Annotated in this window: 16 protein-coding genes; 13 read left to right on the top strand and 3 right to left on the bottom strand. The window is 71.7% G+C overall.

The window, feature by feature from the left end; genetic code table 11:
• Positions 1-78: 78 nt before the first annotated feature.
• Together ACFULQ_RS13555 and ACFULQ_RS13550 are read right to left on the bottom strand one after the other, a co-directional pair.
• Positions 79-1,206 (bottom strand): sensor histidine kinase, encoded by a 1,128-nt coding sequence (locus ACFULQ_RS13555; protein WP_383542464.1) that lies wholly within the window; start codon positions 1,204-1,206, stop codon positions 79-81.
• Positions 1,203-1,871, bottom strand: coding sequence for a response regulator (locus ACFULQ_RS13550; RefSeq protein WP_383542461.1), 669 nt, complete (start codon positions 1,869-1,871; stop codon positions 1,203-1,205). Before ACFULQ_RS13550 ends, ACFULQ_RS13555 begins: the two co-directional genes overlap by 4 nt.
• Positions 1,872-2,069: 198 nt before the next feature.
• Here ACFULQ_RS13550 and ACFULQ_RS13545 point away from each other — a divergent pair, with 198 nt between their 5' ends.
• From ACFULQ_RS13545 to ACFULQ_RS13525, 5 genes are all read left to right on the top strand, one after another.
• Positions 2,070-3,317 carry a DUF418 domain-containing protein gene (locus ACFULQ_RS13545; protein ID WP_383542458.1) on the top strand — a complete coding sequence of 416 codons (1,248 nt, stop codon included), beginning with the start codon at positions 2,070-2,072 and terminating at the stop codon, positions 3,315-3,317.
• A 199-nt stretch (positions 3,318-3,516) separates the two neighbouring features.
• Positions 3,517-3,972, top strand: coding sequence for a hypothetical protein (locus ACFULQ_RS13540; RefSeq protein ID WP_383542456.1), 456 nt, complete (start codon positions 3,517-3,519; stop codon positions 3,970-3,972).
• A gap of 215 nt (positions 3,973-4,187) precedes the next feature.
• Positions 4,188-4,541 (top strand): hypothetical protein, encoded by a 354-nt coding sequence (locus ACFULQ_RS13535; RefSeq protein ID WP_383542454.1) that lies wholly within the window; start codon positions 4,188-4,190, stop codon positions 4,539-4,541.
• A 138-nt stretch (positions 4,542-4,679) separates the two neighbouring features.
• On the top strand, positions 4,680-5,804 hold the full coding sequence (locus ACFULQ_RS13530; protein WP_383542452.1) for a PLP-dependent cysteine synthase family protein: 1,125 nt from the start codon (positions 4,680-4,682) through the stop codon (positions 5,802-5,804).
• Positions 5,801-7,102, top strand: a complete 1,302-nt coding sequence (locus ACFULQ_RS13525) for an MFS transporter (RefSeq protein ID WP_383542449.1) — start codon at positions 5,801-5,803, stop codon at positions 7,100-7,102. Before ACFULQ_RS13530 ends, ACFULQ_RS13525 begins: the two co-directional genes overlap by 4 nt.
• Before the next feature lie 154 nt (positions 7,103-7,256).
• Here the strand turns inward: ACFULQ_RS13525 and ACFULQ_RS13520 are convergent, their stop codons facing one another.
• Positions 7,257-7,475, bottom strand: a complete 219-nt coding sequence (locus tag ACFULQ_RS13520) for a heavy-metal-associated domain-containing protein (protein WP_383542445.1) — start codon at positions 7,473-7,475, stop codon at positions 7,257-7,259.
• A gap of 86 nt (positions 7,476-7,561) precedes the next feature.
• Between ACFULQ_RS13520 and ACFULQ_RS13515 the strand changes: the two genes are divergently transcribed.
• The 8 genes from ACFULQ_RS13515 to ACFULQ_RS13480 are packed head-to-tail and all read left to right on the top strand — an operon-like array spanning position 7,562 to position 15,883.
• Positions 7,562-7,912, top strand: coding sequence for an NADH-quinone oxidoreductase subunit A (locus ACFULQ_RS13515; protein WP_383542442.1), 351 nt, complete (start codon positions 7,562-7,564; stop codon positions 7,910-7,912).
• Between the two features lie 23 nt (positions 7,913-7,935).
• Entirely contained in the window at positions 7,936-9,270 is a 1,335-nt protein-coding gene (locus tag ACFULQ_RS13510; RefSeq protein WP_383542440.1) for a hypothetical protein, read from the top strand.
• Between the two features lie 4 nt (positions 9,271-9,274).
• Positions 9,275-10,219, top strand: a complete 945-nt coding sequence (locus ACFULQ_RS13505) for an NADH-quinone oxidoreductase subunit H (RefSeq protein WP_383542437.1) — start codon at positions 9,275-9,277, stop codon at positions 10,217-10,219.
• Between the two features lie 10 nt (positions 10,220-10,229).
• On the top strand, positions 10,230-10,793 hold the full coding sequence (locus tag ACFULQ_RS13500) for an NADH-quinone oxidoreductase subunit J (protein WP_383542434.1): 564 nt from the start codon (positions 10,230-10,232) through the stop codon (positions 10,791-10,793).
• Positions 10,790-11,095, top strand: a complete 306-nt coding sequence (gene nuoK, locus ACFULQ_RS13495) for an NADH-quinone oxidoreductase subunit NuoK (protein ID WP_383542433.1) — start codon at positions 10,790-10,792, stop codon at positions 11,093-11,095. Before ACFULQ_RS13500 ends, nuoK begins: the two co-directional genes overlap by 4 nt.
• Positions 11,092-12,942, top strand: a complete 1,851-nt coding sequence (locus tag ACFULQ_RS13490) for an NADH-quinone oxidoreductase subunit L (RefSeq protein WP_383542431.1) — start codon at positions 11,092-11,094, stop codon at positions 12,940-12,942. Before nuoK ends, ACFULQ_RS13490 begins: the two co-directional genes overlap by 4 nt.
• 5 nt (positions 12,943-12,947) lie before the next feature.
• Positions 12,948-14,456 carry a NuoM family protein gene (locus ACFULQ_RS13485; protein ID WP_383542429.1) on the top strand — a complete coding sequence of 503 codons (1,509 nt, stop codon included), beginning with the start codon at positions 12,948-12,950 and terminating at the stop codon, positions 14,454-14,456.
• A gap of 5 nt (positions 14,457-14,461) precedes the next feature.
• A complete protein-coding gene (locus ACFULQ_RS13480) occupies positions 14,462-15,883 on the top strand; it encodes an NADH-quinone oxidoreductase subunit N (RefSeq protein WP_383542501.1) in 1,422 nt (473 codons plus the stop codon).
• Positions 15,884-15,900 lie beyond the last annotated feature (17 nt).

Here is a 15,900-nt window from a genome sequence, read left to right as displayed (position 1 = left end):
GGCCCGCGGCAGGCTCCGCATGCACTTCGGCGCGGCCCCCGGCGCGGGCAGGACTCCGCCCCTGCTCTCTGAGGCACCTCACGATGGTTGTGGCCAGGGCGAGTCGTAGGTCGGCAGTTCCAGGCGGAGTTCGTAGCCGCCGTCGGCCGTCGGTCCGGAGGTGATCGTGCCACCGAGCAGCTCGGCTCGCTGGCGGAGGCCGACGAGGCCGTGGTGGGCGCCGGGCAGGGGGAGTGCGGGGCGGGTCGGCGCGGTGTTGGTGACGGTGGTGCACAGAGCCCCGTCGCGGTGGTGGAGGCGGACGCTCGCGGTGGCGCCGGGGGCGTGCTTGCGGACGTTGGTCAGAGCTTCCTGGACGGTGCGGTAGACGGCCCGCTGGAGCGTGGGTGGAACCCCGTCCGGCAGGTGCGTCTCCAGGTCGGCCTCGATGCCGCTCGTACCGATCAGCTGCTCCAGGTCCGCCAGTGAGGGCTGCGGGGTGAGCTCGGTGGGACGACTGCCGGAGGCGCGCAGGACGCCGACCATGTGCCGCAGTTCCTCCAGGGTCTGCACGCTGAGTCCGCGGATCGTGGCAGCGGCGGCCCTCGCGTCGGCGTCCGGGTTGCCGACCTGGAGAGCCCCCGCCTGGACGGCGATGAGGCTGACCTTGTGGGAGACGACATCGTGCATCTCACGGGCGAGTTGGGCACGTTCCTTCGCCAACTCGGCCTGCCCGGCCAGAAGTTGTTCCTGCTCTCGAGCTTCGGATATCTCGTCGAGGCGAAGCGAGAGCTCGCGCCGGGCCTGGACCAGCTGCCCGAGGAACACCGGCGCGGCGGCCGTGGCGAGGGTGTAGGTGAGGTGAATCAGACTGGAGGACTCGGAGAGTTCCCCGACGTGCACGTCGGTCCAGGGCCAGGGCATGAAGTCGCAGACGGCGAACGCCAGAGCGCAGACGGCGAGCAGGGAGCGGTGCCGGTTGAGCGAGGAGAGGGTGTAGAGCGCGGCCATGGTGGCGAAGACCGCGTCGCCGACCAGGGCGGCGGGGAGCGTGAGAGCGAAGGTCGGCAGGGGCAGGCGGCGGCGCAGGGCGAGGGCCAGGGCGGCGAGGAAGCCGTAGCCGAAGGGGAGATGGTCCTCGGCGTCGACGTTGACCCGCAGATCCAGTAGCGCGACGCCGATCAGCGCCAGGTCCAGCAGAAGCGGGGATGGCCGACGAGGTGTCATCGTGCTCCCCCGTCCTCGGGCGGCCTGAGCAGGCCCGAGCGTTCGGCGATCAGCGCGGCCTGGACGCGATTGTCGACGCCCAACTTCTCGAACACGGCGCTGACATGGCCTTTCACGGTGCCGGTGCTCAGATGCATCCGGTCGCCGATGTCGGTGTTGGAGAGCCCTTCGGCCATCAGCAGGAGGACGCCGCGCTCGCGCCGGCTCAGCTGGTCGACGAGCCGGGCGGCGTGGGGTTCGTGGACGGCCTGGCTCAGGTAGCCGTCCACGACCGCGCGGGTGACCTGCGACGACAGCACGGTTCCGCCCTCGGCCAAGGTGCGGATCAGATACGGCAGTTGCTGGGGGTCGGTGTCTTTGAGAAGGAAGCCGGCGGCGCCGGAGCGCAGTGCTGCCTCGACGTACTCGTCGGTGTCGAAGGTCGTCAGCATGGCCACCACCGGGCAGTCCGGGGTCCGGCGCAGCTCGGCCAGGATGGTCAGTCCGTCCACGTCGGGCATCCGGATGTCGAGCAGGACGACATCGGGACGCAGTTCCCGTACGGACGCGACCGCTTGGCCGCCGGGGACCGCTGCGACGGCCTGGATGTCGTCCGCGGCGTTGAGGATGTGGGTGAAGCCCGTGCGGACGAGGGCTTCGTCGTCGACCACCAGTACCCGGATCACATGCGCTCCGCTCTTCGCTTGCCCGCCGGTTGATGGGTACCACGTCGAAGGGGGCGCGTGGGGCGGACCGCGCTCCGGGTCCGGCCGGTCGTCGGCAAGGACCGGTCGGGTGGCCGGTGCGGTTCCGTCCGGTCGGCCGGGTGGCTTCGGACAGTCGCCGGGTGGGAGAGCGGTCCGCGGCCGGCGAACCCTGAAGGCATGACACCTGACGCCTTCCCGGCCGCCGCGACATCCGGGCAGATGACGGTCGCTGCCTCCGTGACCGCCGCCTTCAGCGGTCGGCTGATCGGCATCGACCTGGCCCGCGGCCTCGCGGTGTTCGGCATGTACTCCGCCCATGTCGGCCCGGACGTCACCGTCGGCGGACCGATGGGTTTCCTGCTGGAGACCGCACGGGGGCGTTCCTCGGCCCTCTTCGCCGTCCTCGCCGGGATCTCACTGATCATCATCACCGGACGGCCGCTGCCCCGGACCGGCCGCGCCGGCCGGCAGGCGGTGGCGAGGATCGTGATCCGGGCGGTCGTCCTCCTCGTGCTCGGGTACGTCCTGACCGCCCTGGACACCGAGGTCGACGTGATCCTCAGCGCCTACGGCCTGCTCTTTCTGGCCGTGCTCCCGCTGTACCGGCTCCGCGCCGCCACGCTCGCACTCGTCGCGGCCGGCGGCGCACTCGTGCTCCCCCAGGTCCTCCACGTCATCAGGAAGTCGAGCGAGGAGGGCACGTGGGCGGACCAGGTGATCGCCCATGACCCGCTGGCCCGGGTCACCGGCACGGACGGCCTGGTCGACCTCCTGTTCACCGGCGCGTACCCGGTCCTCACCTGGGCGCCCTTCCTGATCGCGGGCATGGCGGTCGCCCGGCTCGACGTCACCCGCCCCACGATCCACCTCCGTCTCGTCCTCACCGGCGGCGCCCTCGCCGTCCTCGGCTACGGCGGCTCCTGGCTGGCCCTGCGCCTCGCCCCCCACGCCGTGGCCGGGATCGCCGCCGCCACGGACGGCGGTTCGGCCTCGTCGGCCTGGTGGTCCGACACCGTCGGCTCTCCCGAGGACGGCACACCCCTGTCGTGGCTCCTGGTGGCCGCTCCGCACAGCCAGACGACCTTCTCCATTCTCGGCAACACGGGCGTCGCGCTCGTAGTGGTGGCCGGGTGCCTGGCGCTGGCCGGCGGGATGCCGCGGCTCGCCCGGTCGGCAACACCCCTGTCGACGGTCGGCATGATGGCGCTGACCGTCTACGTCGCGCACATCGTCGCCCTCTGGCTGTTGACCAGCGTCTGGTACGTGCCAGCGGTCGAGGGCGAGACGCTGTCCGCGCTCCCTGTACTGCTCGCCTTCATCACGGCCGCGATGCTGCTGGCGACCGCGTGGATGCGCCACTTCCGGCGCGGCCCCCTGGAGCAGTTGCTGCACCTCGCCACCCGGCCGGCCCGGCACGTCAAGTGACGCCCGGCGGCGGATGACGCTTCCGGGCCCGGCCGAGTGCAGTCGCCGACCGCCTGGTGGCCGGTGTCTTCCATGAGCCCCATGTGGAGCGGCCGTGGTGGCACACTCGCCGAAGCAAACAAGCCATAAGTTCGGCGAGTTGTCGCAGTGTTGCGCAGCTGGTGTTCGATCACTGCTGACGGGCCGCTAGGATCACGGCATGGTTACGGCTTGGTTGCCCTGGCGCATCGTCAGGACCCGCTCCGGTGCGGGTCCGTCGGTGCGTGTGCCGGCCTTGGCCGTCCTCCTGTTCGCCTTCCTCATGACGCGCGGCATCCACGTGGAGAGCGCCCCAGGACACTTCTCCACCAGCGTGACCACCCCTGCCGCACTGAACACCGAGGACGTTCACCGCGCGGTCGGCGAGCCCGAGCGGTTGTCCGCCGGCGCCGACGAGCGTCATGGCAGCCATGACGCTTCGCACCCCGGTGAACACTGCGCATCCGGACAGCCGCAGCAGGGTTCCCCTCTCATGGGGCCCTGCTTTGCAGCGAAGGTTCGCGAATCGACCGATTCCAACGAGGCAGCACATGTGCGCGGGTCCGCTGTCGGCAGGTCCGCGGACGGTGCCTCCGCCGCGGCCCTGAGAGCCGCTTCCGTGGTCCGGCAGGTCTAGGAGCAGGGCTCCTCCACCTGGCCCCTCCGACTGTCACCGGTTCGGCCGACATCGCACGACGAGCGTCCTGACGCCTGCTCATGATGGGTCGTCACGTTCGTCGAAACCGTCCTGCCCCCACCCCTTTCCGAGGACCTGTGCCGACACACTTCCGTACGCCCGCGCACACCTCATGGGCCCCGTACGACTCATCCGCACGGCACCGATGGGTCTCGGTGATCCGCTCCGCCTTCGCGATGGCGCTCATTCTCTGTGCCGTCATGCACGGCCTGTCCGAGCCGACGAACATGCCGGTGTCCGCGCCGGCCGGGTTCTCCGCGGTGGCTGCGGGAGACGATCCTCAGGGGCCTCACGCACCCCATGGGGCTGACGACTGCGCGGCGGACGTGATCGTACGCAGCGCGGCCCAGCCGGGTGAGGAACTCCCCCTCGGCGCACCGGCCGTCGTCGCCGTCCTTGCCGTGTCCTCGTGGCAGGGGCGGCCCCTCGTACGGCAGGAACGCCGACGGCGTTGCAGTGTGCGCACGGGCCGCGCGGCGCTCGTCCAGACGTCGCGGTGGCGCATCTAGACCACTCGTTCGCAGCCGGCCGACTTCGCGGCTGCCGCGTGCCCACGGCCCTGACGCGGACCTTCGTCCGCCTCAGGGCGAGCGCACGCGAGATGAACCCGTACCCGGTATTCATCGAGCGAGAGTGAACACACAGACATGCAGTCATTGACCAAGGCCGCGGTCCCCCCGAGCCGGTCCGCCCTCTCCGGGCTGGTGGGCAACACCCCGCTGCTGCGGGTCTCGGAGCCGCTGGCCCCCGCCGGACGTGGCTTCTGGGCCAAGCTCGAAGGGTTCAATCCCGGTGGCATCAAGGATCGTCCCGGCCTGCACATGGTGGAGCGGGCCCGGGCCCGCGGCGACCTGCGGCCCGGCGGACGGATCATCGAGTCCACCAGCGGCACCCTGGGACTGGGACTCGCCCTGGCCGGGATGGTGTACGGCCATCCGGTCACCCTGGTCACCGACCCGGGGCTGGAACTGTCCATGACGCGCCTGCTGACGGCCTACGGCGCCCAGGTCAACGTCGTCTCCGAACCACATCCCACGGGGGGCTGGCAGCAGGCCCGTCGCGACCGCGTGCAGCGGCTGCTGGAGCAGCACCCCGACTCCTGGTGCCCGGACCAGTACAACAACCCCGACAACGTCGCCGCCTACACCCCCCTGGCCCTCGAACTCGCCTCCGAGCTGGGCCACATCGACGTGCTGGTGTGCAGCGTCGGCACCGGCGGACACTCCGCGGGCGTCTCCCGGGTGCTGCGCCAGCTCTACCCGGAGCTGACCGTCGTCGGCGTGGACACGCCCGGTTCGACGATCTTCGGCCAGCCCGCCCGCCCCCGCCTGATGCGCGGACTCGGCTCCAGCATCTACCCCCGCAACGTCGCCTACGACAACTTCTCGGAGGTGCACTGGGTGGCCCCGGCCGAGGCGGTGTGGACCTGCCGCCAACTGGCCGCGTCCCACTACGCCACCGGCGGATGGAGCGTCGGCGCGGTCGCGCTGGTGGCGGGCTGGCTGGCCCGGACCATGCCGGCCGACGCACGTGTCGTCGCCGTCTTTCCCGACGGCCCGCAGCGTTACCTGGGGACGGTCTACGACGACGACTACTGCGCCGCCCATGGCCTGCTGGGCTCCCCGCCGGCGCCCGAACCGGAACTGATCGGCCGCCTCGACGAGAAGGAGGTCACCCGCTGGACCCGGTGCACCACTGTGGTCGACCCCCTCGTTCTGCGGGGCGCCAAGGACGCCGCACCGGTCGCGGCCGAACCCGAGGAGGGCCGGTGACGGGGCTGTTGACCCAGGTCCGGTCGTACGAGCGCAGTGTCCAACTGCTGATGGTGAATCAGTTCACCATCAACCTGGGCTTCTACATGCTGATGCCGTATCTGGCCGCTCACCTCTCCGGAACACTGGGGCTGGCCGGGTGGATCGTCGGACTCGTCCTCGGCGTACGGAACTTCAGCCAGCAGGGCATGTTCCTGGTCGGCGGGACACTCGCCGACCGGATCGGCTACAAGCCGATGATCGTCGCCGGCTGTGTGCTGCGCACGGTCGGCTTCGCGACGCTCGGGCTGGTGGACTCGCTGCCCGCGCTGCTCGCCGCATCGGCGGCCACCGGACTGGCCGGGGCACTGTTCAACCCGGCCGTACGGGCGTACCTGGCAGCCGATGCGGGGGAGCGGAGAGTCGAGGCGTTTGCCCTGTTCAACGTGTTCTACCAAGCAGGCATCCTGCTGGGCCCGCTTGTCGGCATGGTCCTGACCGGGGTCGACTTTCGCGTCACCTGCCTGGTGGCGGCGGGGATCTTCGCCCTGCTGAGTGTCGTTCAGATCCGCGCGCTGCCCTCCCGGCGGGCCGAGGACGCCAAGCCGCGCGGGAGCGACGGCGATCCGGGAGTGCTCGCCCAATGGCGTGGCATCCTGGCCAACCGGCCGTTCCTGTTGTTCTCCGTCGCCATGATCGGTTCCTACGTCCTGTCTTTCCAGGTCTACCTGGCCCTGCCGCTGGAGGTGCGCAGGCTCGGCGGCGACGGGGAGTTCGGCACGGCGGCGGTGGCGATGCTCTTCGCCGTGTCCGGGCTGGCCACGATCCTCGGCCAGACGCGGGTGACGGCCTGGTGCAGGGCACGGTACGAGCCCGGGCAGGCGCTGACCCGGGGACTGGCGGCCATGGGCCTGGCGTTCGTGCCCCTGCTGCTCGCCACCGCCGTACCCGTACCGGGGTCCGGGATCGGGCTGTGGCTGCTCGCGGCGCTTCCCCCGGCGCTCGCCGCCCTACTGCTGGCCGTCGGCACGATGATCGCCTACCCGTTCGAGATGGACACCATCGTCCGGCTCTCCGGTGACCGACTCGTCGCCACCCACTACGGGCTGTACAACACGATCTGCGGCATCGGCATCACCGTCGGGAACCTCGGCACCGGCGCCGCACTCGACACCGCCCGCACGGCCGGCCTTCCCGCGCTGCCGTGGATCACGCTGGCCGCCCTGGGCCTCGCGTGCGCGGCCGCGGTGCACGGCCTGCACCGCACCGGCCGACTCGGGGCGCAGCCGGCTTCCGAGCCGCTCGCCGCGACCGTCTGACCCACCGGGCCCTCGCCCCAGGGGCGGGACACCGCACGGTGCCCCGCCCCTGCCGGGTTCTGCCCTTGCGCTCAGCGGGTGTGTTCGTCCTTCGCGGGGCCGGCTTCTTCCTCGCCTGCGTCACTTCTCCGCGGTGGCAGTTCCACCCGCGGGGTCACCGCGCCTCGCCGCCCACGAGTTCGTAGCCGGCCTCGTCGACCGCGGCGGCCACCGCGGCGGAGTCCAGCGGCTCCTCGCTCATCACCGTGACCTTGCCCGACCCCAGGTCCACCTGCACGTCCTTGACCCCGGGCAGGCCGCCGAGCTCGGAGCTGACGGCCTGAACGCAGTGAGCACACGTCATGCCCTGCACGTCGTACACCTTCTGAACCATGTGCCGCTCCTTCCCAAGAGAGAAGAATGATGATACCCCCTGGGGGTACGCATTGGTCACGATGCCGAGAACGGAGGTCGGGCGGGATGGACGTATGGCAGCCGATGCTGGTCCTTCTCGGTGTGGTCGGCGCGGGGCTGGCCGCTCTGTACGGGCTGGGCCTGTGGCTGGCGGCACAGCGAGCCCCCCTGGAAACCGGTCCCTTCGCGGGCGGCCTCGAGCCGGGTGAACACGCCGTCTCCCGGTTTCACGTGCGCTGGTACCCGGTCACCATGATCTTCCTGGCCTTCGACATGGAGATGCTCTTCATGTACCCGTGGGTGAAGGTCGTTTCGGACGTGGGTACTCCGGCGGTGGTGGAGATGTTCCTCTTCCTCGGCATTCTGTTCACGGCCGTCGCATACGCCTGGCGCGAGGGGGCCCTGCGGTGGACCTGAGAGGCGCTCTTCGGCGTACGGCGATGAGCCGACCGGCGGTGCTGCCGGTCGCGCTGCCGGGAGCCACCGAACTCCGGCTGGAGGCCGAGGCGGAGCTGCGTCGACGGGGCTGGCCCGTCGTGGGGGCACCGGCCGCCGCGGATCTGCTGCTCGTCTGCGGCGCCCCGACACCGGACGACGCGGAGTGGCTGGACCGCATCGAGCGGTCGATGCCGGAGCCTGCCCTGCGCGTCGGGTCGGGTGAGGGCGGGCAGGTGGTCGACGCCCTGGACATGGGAGCGAGGGACCTGATCGGCAGGACGACGACTCCGCGCGGGGCCGGAGTGGCGAACGCGCACGTCGGTCCCGAGCACGGCGATCACCAGGGGCACGGTCACGGGCACGGCACGCACCACGACGGCTCGTCGACCCGGGCATCCCACGAGGACTACGATCATCCCCAACCCGCCGACCACTCGCCGCACATGGACCACATGGACCACATGGACCATGCAGAGCACGAAGGCCATGGCGGTCACATGGATCACATGGATCACATGGGTCACGACATGCACGCCATGGGCGAGGTGGCAGGCCTTCCGATGGCGGAGAGGGGCGACGACCGGGACGAGCTGAGGCTCGACCGGCTGCACGTCCCGCTCGGTCCCGCGCTGAGCGACTGGCCGGCGGGGCTCGTCCTCCGGCTCACCCTGCAGGGAGACGTCGTACAGGAGGTCGAGGTGGCACACCTCCCCGTACCGCCCGGCCCTCGGCTGCCGTTCTGGGACGAGCCGTGGCTGCGGGCCGCGCAGGGCGAGGAGGTCAGCAGGGGCCGGGCGGCGCGTCGGCGTTGTGCCGCGCATCTGGACAGTGCGGGACGGCTCCTCGCCGTCGTCGGCTGGGACGACGTCGCGGCGCGGTGCCGTCGGCTGCGGGACGAGGTGCTGTCGGGGGCGTCCCGTGAGGCGATCGGCGGCGAACTGCGCCGGTCGGTGCGCAGGGTCGAACGGTCCCGGCCCCTGCGCTGGTCGATCGCAGGACTGGGGGAGTTGCCGGCGGACCGGGCGCGGGCGGCCGGAGTGACCGGACCGGCGCTCGCCGCGGACGGGGACGCGCACGACCGGCTGCTGAGCTGGCTGAGCGAGGCCGAGCGCGGTCTCGAAGAGCTCGGCGACACGCGGCCGTTGGCGCCGGACGAGCGGACCGGCCCGCGTGGCCGGCTGGACGGACCGCGGCCGCCGTCGCGGGCGCTGCTCGACGTCCTCCCCGACCTGCTGACCGGTGCCGAGTTCGCCTGCGCCCGGATCATCGTGGCCAGTCTCGACCCCGACCTCGACGAACTCGCCCTCGCCCCCGTGTCCGGAGCGGCCCATGCCTGACGCCATGCCTGACGCAGCGCCCCTGTGGGCGGCCCTCGTCCTGCCCCTCGCCCTGGCGGTGGCGGCCGTGGTCGCGGCCGGGTGCGACGCGGTGCTGTCCGGGGCGGCCGAGCGTGGTCCTGCCGGGAGCGTCCGGGAGGCCGGGGCGCGGGCGCTGGCCCCCTTGCGGGAAGCCCTGCGGCTGCTCGTTCAGCAGCCTCGTCGTACGACGGCCGCCGACCGGCTGCTCGGACGGCTGGGTGTGGTGCTGGTCCCGGTGGCGGCGGTGCTCGCGGGCGCCGTGCTGCCGTGGGGATTTCGTGCCGTGAGCGATCCGTCCGTCGGCGTCGTGTGGTTCAACGCGATGGAGGCACTGGCCTGGGCGGCGGTGTGGATGGCGGGCTGGGGGCCGAACTCGGCGCTGTCGCTGATCGGCGGGTACCGGTTCCTGGCTCAGGGGCTGGCGTACGAGCTGCCGCACATGTTCGCGATCACCACGGCGGCCCTCGGAGCCGAGTCCCTGCGGGTGGGGGAGGTGGTCGCGGCCCAGGACGGGCTGTGGTTCGTGGTGTGGATGCCGGCCGCGTTCGTCGTCTATCTGCTGAGCGCGCTCGCCATGGCCTTCTGGGGACCCTTCGACCACCCGGTGTCCCGGGACGCGGCCGGCGGTGCGGCCGCCGAACTCGCGGGCGTGGACCGGCTGGTGTTCCTGGGCGGGCGCCGGCTGCTGCTGGTGGTGACCGCCGGATTCAGCGTGCCGCTGTTCCTCGGCGGCGGACACGGCCCGTTGTTGCCCGGCTGGGCGTGGACGCTGATCAAGACGGCCGCCGTCCTGGCTCTGCTGGTGGCCGGGCGCCGGGCCGTGCCCGTCCTGCGGATGGAGCGGTACATGGAAGTGGCCTGGATGGTTCTGGTCCCGGTCACGCTGCTCCAGGCGCTGTTCGTGGCCGTGGTCGTCCTCAACCGATAAGCGAGAGGCCATGCTTGACGAAGTGATCTTCTGGGCTTTGGCCCTGGTCGCCGTGGCCGCCGGAGTCATGGTGTTCCGGTTCGACTCCATGGCGCGCGCCACGTACGCCCTGCTGACCTCGCTGCTCTGTGTCGGCGGCGAGGTGCTGCTGCTCGGGCTCGACTACCTCGGCGTCGTGATCGTGCTGATGATGACCATCGAGATGGCCATCATGGCCGTCTTCATGGTGATGTACATGATGAACCCGGCCGGTCTCATGCCGATGACCATGGTGCACAACAAGAAGGGCGCGGCGGTGATCTGCGGGGCGGTCTTCGCCGTCCTGGCCGCCGGGATCCTGCTCGCCCCGTGGCCGTCCCGGCGCGGCACACCGTCGTCCGATCCGACCATGGACCTCGGCCTGTCGCTGATGGGCTCGCAGATGCTCACCATGATGACCCTGGGCCTGGCCCTGTTCGCCACCATCGTCGCGACCGTCGTCCTGGCCACCCGCCGGGGCCGCTACGACCGCTTCGGCGACGACCTGAAGGCGCGGACCGCCGACGACGCGGTACGGGGAGGGACGGGCCGATGAGCCTTGAGCTGTTCCTGTTGCTCGCCGCCGCGCTGTTCAGCATCGGCCTGTTCGGCGCGCTCACCCAGCAGTCGATCGTGATGCTGATGATGGGGCTGGAACTGATGCTGGGCGGCATCATCGTCGGCGCCGCGGCCGTCTGGCACTACATCGCCCCGGACGCCGCCGACGGGCAGGTGCTGGTCGTCCTGGCCGTCACCGTCATGGCGGTGGAGATGGCCGTCGGGTTCGCCGTGGTGACCGCGCTGTTCCGATCCCGCGAGGTCGACATGACCGACATGGCGGCGGAGTTGAAGGAGTGAGCGCCCTGCTGTGGGCCCTCGTCGCGCTGCCGCTGACCGTGGGGACGCTGCTCGCGGTCGCGGGCCGCCCGGCGGACCGGTACGCCCCCGCCGCCGCGGTCGGTACGGCCGTCGCCGCCCTCGGACTCGCCGTCGCGGCGGCGTTCGAGCACCCTCGGGTCCAGGCACCGCTGCTCGACGGGCTGCCCGCCGGGCTCGCGGTCGACGGACTGTCGGGCCTCATGGCCGTGACCGTCACGGCGGTGACCGCGGCCGTCCTCCTGTTCGGCGTCGCGGACATCGGGCCCGGCGAAGCACGCGCCCGCTTCTTCGGGCTGATGCTGCTGTTCGCCGGTGCGATGCTCACGACGGTCACCGCGACCACGCTGCCGGTCCTGCTGATGGCCTGGGAGGTGATGGGCGCCACCTCCTGGGCGCTGATCGGCTACTGGTGGCAGGACCCGGAGCGTGCGGACGCCGCCGACACGGCCTTCCTCACCACCCGCACCGCCGACCTCGGCCTCTATCTCGCCGCCGGAGCGGCGCTCGCGAGCGGGCAGGTGGGCTCCCTCGCCCTGGACGAACTCCCCGACGCGACCGGCGCGTGGTCGGCGCTCATCACCGCCGGAGTCATCGCGGCCGCCCTCGGCAAGTCGGCCCAACTGCCCTTCAGCTTCTGGCTGTCCAGAGCCATGCAGGGCCCGAGCCCGGTCTCCGCACTGCTGCACTCAGCGACCATGGTCGTGGCCGGGGCGTATCTGCTGCTGCGGCTGGAGCCACTGCTCGCACAGTCCGGATGGGGCGGGCCCCTGGTGGCGTGGACGGGAGCGGTGACCGCGGTGCTGCTCGGCCTGGTCGCCGTCGCCCAGACCGACCTCAAGCAACTGCTCGCCGCCTCCACCTGTGCGCAGATCGGCTTCATGGTGCTCGCCGCCGGGTCCGGCGCGCTCACCGGCGGAACCCTGCAACTCATCGCGCACGCCGCCGCGAAGAGCCTCGCCTTCCTCGTCGCGGGCGCCTGGCTCACGGCCCTCGGCTCCAAGGCGCTGCCCGCCCTGCGCGGTGCGGCCCGGCGCCACCGTACGGCCGGGATCACCTTCAGCGTCGCCGCCCTGGCGCTGGCCGGAGTGCCCCCTCTCGCGTTGTGGGCGGCGAAGGACGTACTCCTCGCCGGGGCCCTGGAGGACAGCACGGCGCTGTACCTCGTCGGGCTGGCCGGCGCGGTGATCTCCGCCATGTACAGCGCCAAGGCCCTCTGGTTCGTCTGGCAGCCCGCTCCCGAACCGGCCGCCCAGGAGGAATCGATGCCGTACGCCACACGGCTGCCGCTGGTGACCCTGGCCCTCGCCTGCGCCGCGCTGACGGTCACGTCCTTCCCGCCCGTGCGCGACGCGGTCGGGAGAGTCCTCGGCGACGAGGCGCAAGTGAGCCCGCACGTATGGGAGTTCGCTCTGTCCGGCGCGCTCGCGGTCGTCGTCTCGGCCGTGGTGTGGGTCAGAGGTCCCCAACTCCGTGCTCTGCCCGGCCGGCTGACCGCCTCGGCGTCGCAATGGCTCCACCTGGAGGCCGCGGCGCGCACGCTCCTCGTACGTCCGGTGCTGCGCCTCGCCGACGCGCTCGCGGCCTTCGACGACCGGGTACTGGACCGTGCCGTCGAGGGCACCGCGCGCGGCTCGGTCCGGCTGGCTCAGTGGACCAACGCCCGGGTGGAGCGGCTCGTCGACGGCGCCGTGGAGGCCGTGGCGGGCGGTGCCCGGGTGCTGGGCAGCCTCGCGCGGCGGCCGCAGACCGGGCAGGTGCACCAGTACCTCGCTCAGGCGGTCGCCGCCTTCACCGTCCTCGCCGTCGTCCTCGTCCTCGTGAGGTGACCGCCGTGCTCACGGCCATCGTCCTGCTCCCGACCGCCATGGCGGCCCTCCTCCTGTGCGTGCCCCGCAGCGCGCCCCGCACGCTGTTCCTGACGGCCTGGGCGGCGACCGCCGCCGCCGAACTGGTCCTGACGGTGATCGTCTGGGCGGGCTACCGGACGGACGGCGGCATCCAGTACGAGACGCGGGCCCGCTGGATCCCCAGCGCGGGCATCAGCTACCACGTCGGAGTCGACGGCCTGTCCCTGCCCCTGGTGGCCGTCACGTGCGTGCTGTTCCTCGCCTGCGCCGCGTACGCGTGGCGCGAGACCCGACGGCCCAGGGAGTTCGCGGCCCTGTTCCTTTTCCTCCAGACCATCTGCCTGGGCCTGTTCGTCGCCCTGGACCTGATCCTGTTCTTCGTCTTCTTCGACCTGTCCATCGTGGCGATGTACTTCATCATCGCCGGATGGGGACACAAGGGTGCCGCCCGAGCGGCGCTCAAGTTCTTCCTCTACACCTTCATCGGCTCCCTCGCCCTGCTGCTCGGCTTCATCGGCCTGTACCTTGCCGCCGATCCGCACACCTTCGACATCGTCGAGCTGACGAACACCGACCCCCTGGCCGGGCGCACGACGTACGGCGCTCTCGTCCTGCTGGCCGTCGCCGTCGGGCTGGCGGTGAAGACCCCGACCGTGCCGTTCCACACCTGGCTGCCGCCGGCGCACACCGACGCCCCGGCCGCCGGGTCCGCGATCCTCGCCGGAGTGCTGCTGAAGATGGGGACGTACGGGTTCCTGCGCATCGCGATGCCGGTGCTGCCCGACGCCTGGCGCCGCTACGCCCTCGTCTTCGTGGTCGTCGGTGTGGTCTCCGTGCTCTACGGCGCGCTGGTCGCCCTCGCGCAGACCGATCTCAAGCGCATGGTCGCGTACACCTCGGTCAACCACATGGGCTACATCGTCCTGGCCATCGGCGCGGCCGGGGCCGTCGGCGCGAACCAGGAGGAGGCCCGGCGTCTGGCCCTCACCGGCTCGGTCTTCCAGATGGTCAGTCACGGGCTGCTGACCGGCGCGCTGTTCCTGCTGTCCGGTGTGCTCTACGAGCGCGGACGCACGTACGACATGTCCGCGTACTCCGGCGTGGCCGCGCGGGCGCCCGTCTTCGCCGCACTGACCGGCGTCGCCGCCTTCGCCTCCCTCGGGCTGCCGGGCTTCTCCGGCTTCATCGCCGAGTTCCAGATCCTCACCGGGAGCCTGGGACCGGAGCCCGTGGCCACCGGCCTTGCCGTGCTCGGGATCCTGCTCACCGCCGGCCTGTTCCTGCGGGCCCTGCAACAGGTCTTCCTCGGGCCGCTGCGCCTGCCGGTCGCCGCACCGGGCACCGACCGGCCCTTCCCGGACATCCGTCTCCATGAGGGGCTCGCGATTGTTCCCCTGCTGTTCCTGGGCGTGGTCCTCGGCCTCGCTCCCCGGTTCGTCCTCGACGTGATCGAGCCCGCCTCGCGCACCCTGCTGGAGCTGCTGGCGCGATGAACGAGATGACCGGCATGAACGAGAACCCCCTCGACCTCCTGCCCGAGGTCCTGCTCGCCGCCTCGGCCGTGCTCGGGCTGCTGCTCGGCGCCTGGCTGCCGCGCCGGCGCCAGTGGCTGACGGGCGCCCTGGCGGGCACGGCCTGTGCGGTGGGGATCGTGGCCGCCGCGATCGCCGCGGCCCAGCCCGTGGAGACGGCCTTCGGCGCGTCCTTCGCCCTGGACACGCTCACCGCCACCAGCCGGATCCTCATCCTCGGCGCCACCCTGCTGGTCCTCGCCCTCGCCATGCCGCGCCTGTACGCCGACCCGCGCGAGACGGAGTTCTACGTCCTGCTCCAACTCGCCTCCGCCGGCGCCCTGATGATGGCCGGAGCCCAGGACCTGCTCCTCCTCGCGGCCGGTTACCTGCTCGCCAGCGTGCCCGCCTACGCGCTCGCCGGGTTCCGCAAGGACGGCCCCGGCACCGAGGCGGCGCTGAAGTACTACGTCGTCGGCGCTCTCCTCGGAGTGGTGATGCTCGCCGGCATCACGGTCCTCCTCGCCGCGGGGCGGGTCACGTCGTACCCGATGCTGCGCACCGAACTCGACGGGGCGCCGCAGGGACTGGTCGCGGTCGGCACACTCGCCCTGCTCGCCGGCATCCTGTTCAAGGCCGGGGCCGTGCCCGGTCACTTCTGGGTCCCGGACGCGGTTCAGGGCAGCTCGGCACCGGTCGCCGCCTTCCTCACCACCATCCCCAAGATCGGCGCGCTGGCGGCGTTCCACCGGCTCGCCGCCGTGCCGCTCGCGGACGCCGGCCTGCCGTGGGCCGAGCTGCTGGCGGTGCTCTCGGTCGCCTCGATGACCTTGGGCAACCTGGCGGCCTTCTTCCAGCAGGACGTCAGACGGCTGCTCGCGTACTCCACTGTCAGTCAGGTCGGCTACCTCCTGCTCCCGGTGGCCGTCGTCGGACGCACCGACCTCGACCAGGAGGCGCTGCTGTACTACCTGGCCGGGTACGCGGTGACGAACCTCGGGGCCTTCGCCGTGGTCTGCGCGCTCCCCGGAGCCCGCACCATCGACGACTACCGGGGCCTGGCACGGGCGCACCCGGCGCTGCTGGCCTCACTCGTCGTCTGCCTGCTGGGCCTGGTGGGCACGCCCCCGACCGCCGTCTTCCTCGGCAAACTGGAAGCCTTCAGCGCGGCGTTCGACGGTGGCTACGCATGGCTCGCAGTCGTGGCGGCCGTCAACACGGTTGCCTCCCTGTTCTATTACCTGCGCTGGATCGCCCCGGCGTTCCTCGCATACGCGGACGGGGGCGGTCCGGTCGCGACGTCGAGATCCGCTGCCGTCGTCGCGTACGGGGCGGCCGCCGGATCCGTCGCCCTCGGACTGCTCGGCGGGACCGTCCTGGACGTGCTGGGCGGACCCCTCGCGCGCTGACGGGCCGAGGGACACGT

This window comes from Streptomyces sp. NPDC057253, from assembly GCF_042669125.1.
Taxonomy (GTDB): Bacteria; Actinomycetota; Actinomycetes; order Streptomycetales; family Streptomycetaceae; genus Streptomyces.
This window is presented reverse-complemented; position numbering and strand designations above follow the sequence as displayed.

Bases quoted from the DNA above. Each gene is read 5' to 3' on its own strand.
- ACFULQ_RS13500 (WP_383542434.1), top strand. From the start codon at position 10,230: ATGCTTGACGAAGTGATCTTCTGGGCTTTGGCCCTGGTCGCCGTGGCC.
- nuoK (WP_383542433.1), top strand. From the start codon at position 10,790: ATGAGCCTTGAGCTGTTCCTGTTGCTCGCCGCCGCGCTGTTCAGCATC.
- ACFULQ_RS13545 (WP_383542458.1), top strand. From the start codon at position 2,070: ATGACACCTGACGCCTTCCCGGCCGCCGCGACATCCGGGCAGATGACG.
- ACFULQ_RS13515 (WP_383542442.1), top strand. From the start codon at position 7,562: ATGGACGTATGGCAGCCGATGCTGGTCCTTCTCGGTGTGGTCGGCGCG.
- ACFULQ_RS13505 (WP_383542437.1), top strand. From the start codon at position 9,275: ATGCCTGACGCAGCGCCCCTGTGGGCGGCCCTCGTCCTGCCCCTCGCC.
- ACFULQ_RS13480 (WP_383542501.1), top strand. From the start codon at position 14,462: ATGACCGGCATGAACGAGAACCCCCTCGACCTCCTGCCCGAGGTCCTG.
- ACFULQ_RS13530 (WP_383542452.1), top strand. From the start codon at position 4,680: ATGCAGTCATTGACCAAGGCCGCGGTCCCCCCGAGCCGGTCCGCCCTC.
- ACFULQ_RS13520 (WP_383542445.1), bottom strand. From the start codon at position 7,475: ATGGTTCAGAAGGTGTACGACGTGCAGGGCATGACGTGTGCTCACTGC.
- ACFULQ_RS13540 (WP_383542456.1), top strand. From the start codon at position 3,517: ATGGTTACGGCTTGGTTGCCCTGGCGCATCGTCAGGACCCGCTCCGGT.
- ACFULQ_RS13510 (WP_383542440.1), top strand. From the start codon at position 7,936: ATGAGCCGACCGGCGGTGCTGCCGGTCGCGCTGCCGGGAGCCACCGAA.
- ACFULQ_RS13555 (WP_383542464.1), bottom strand. From the start codon at position 1,206: ATGACACCTCGTCGGCCATCCCCGCTTCTGCTGGACCTGGCGCTGATC.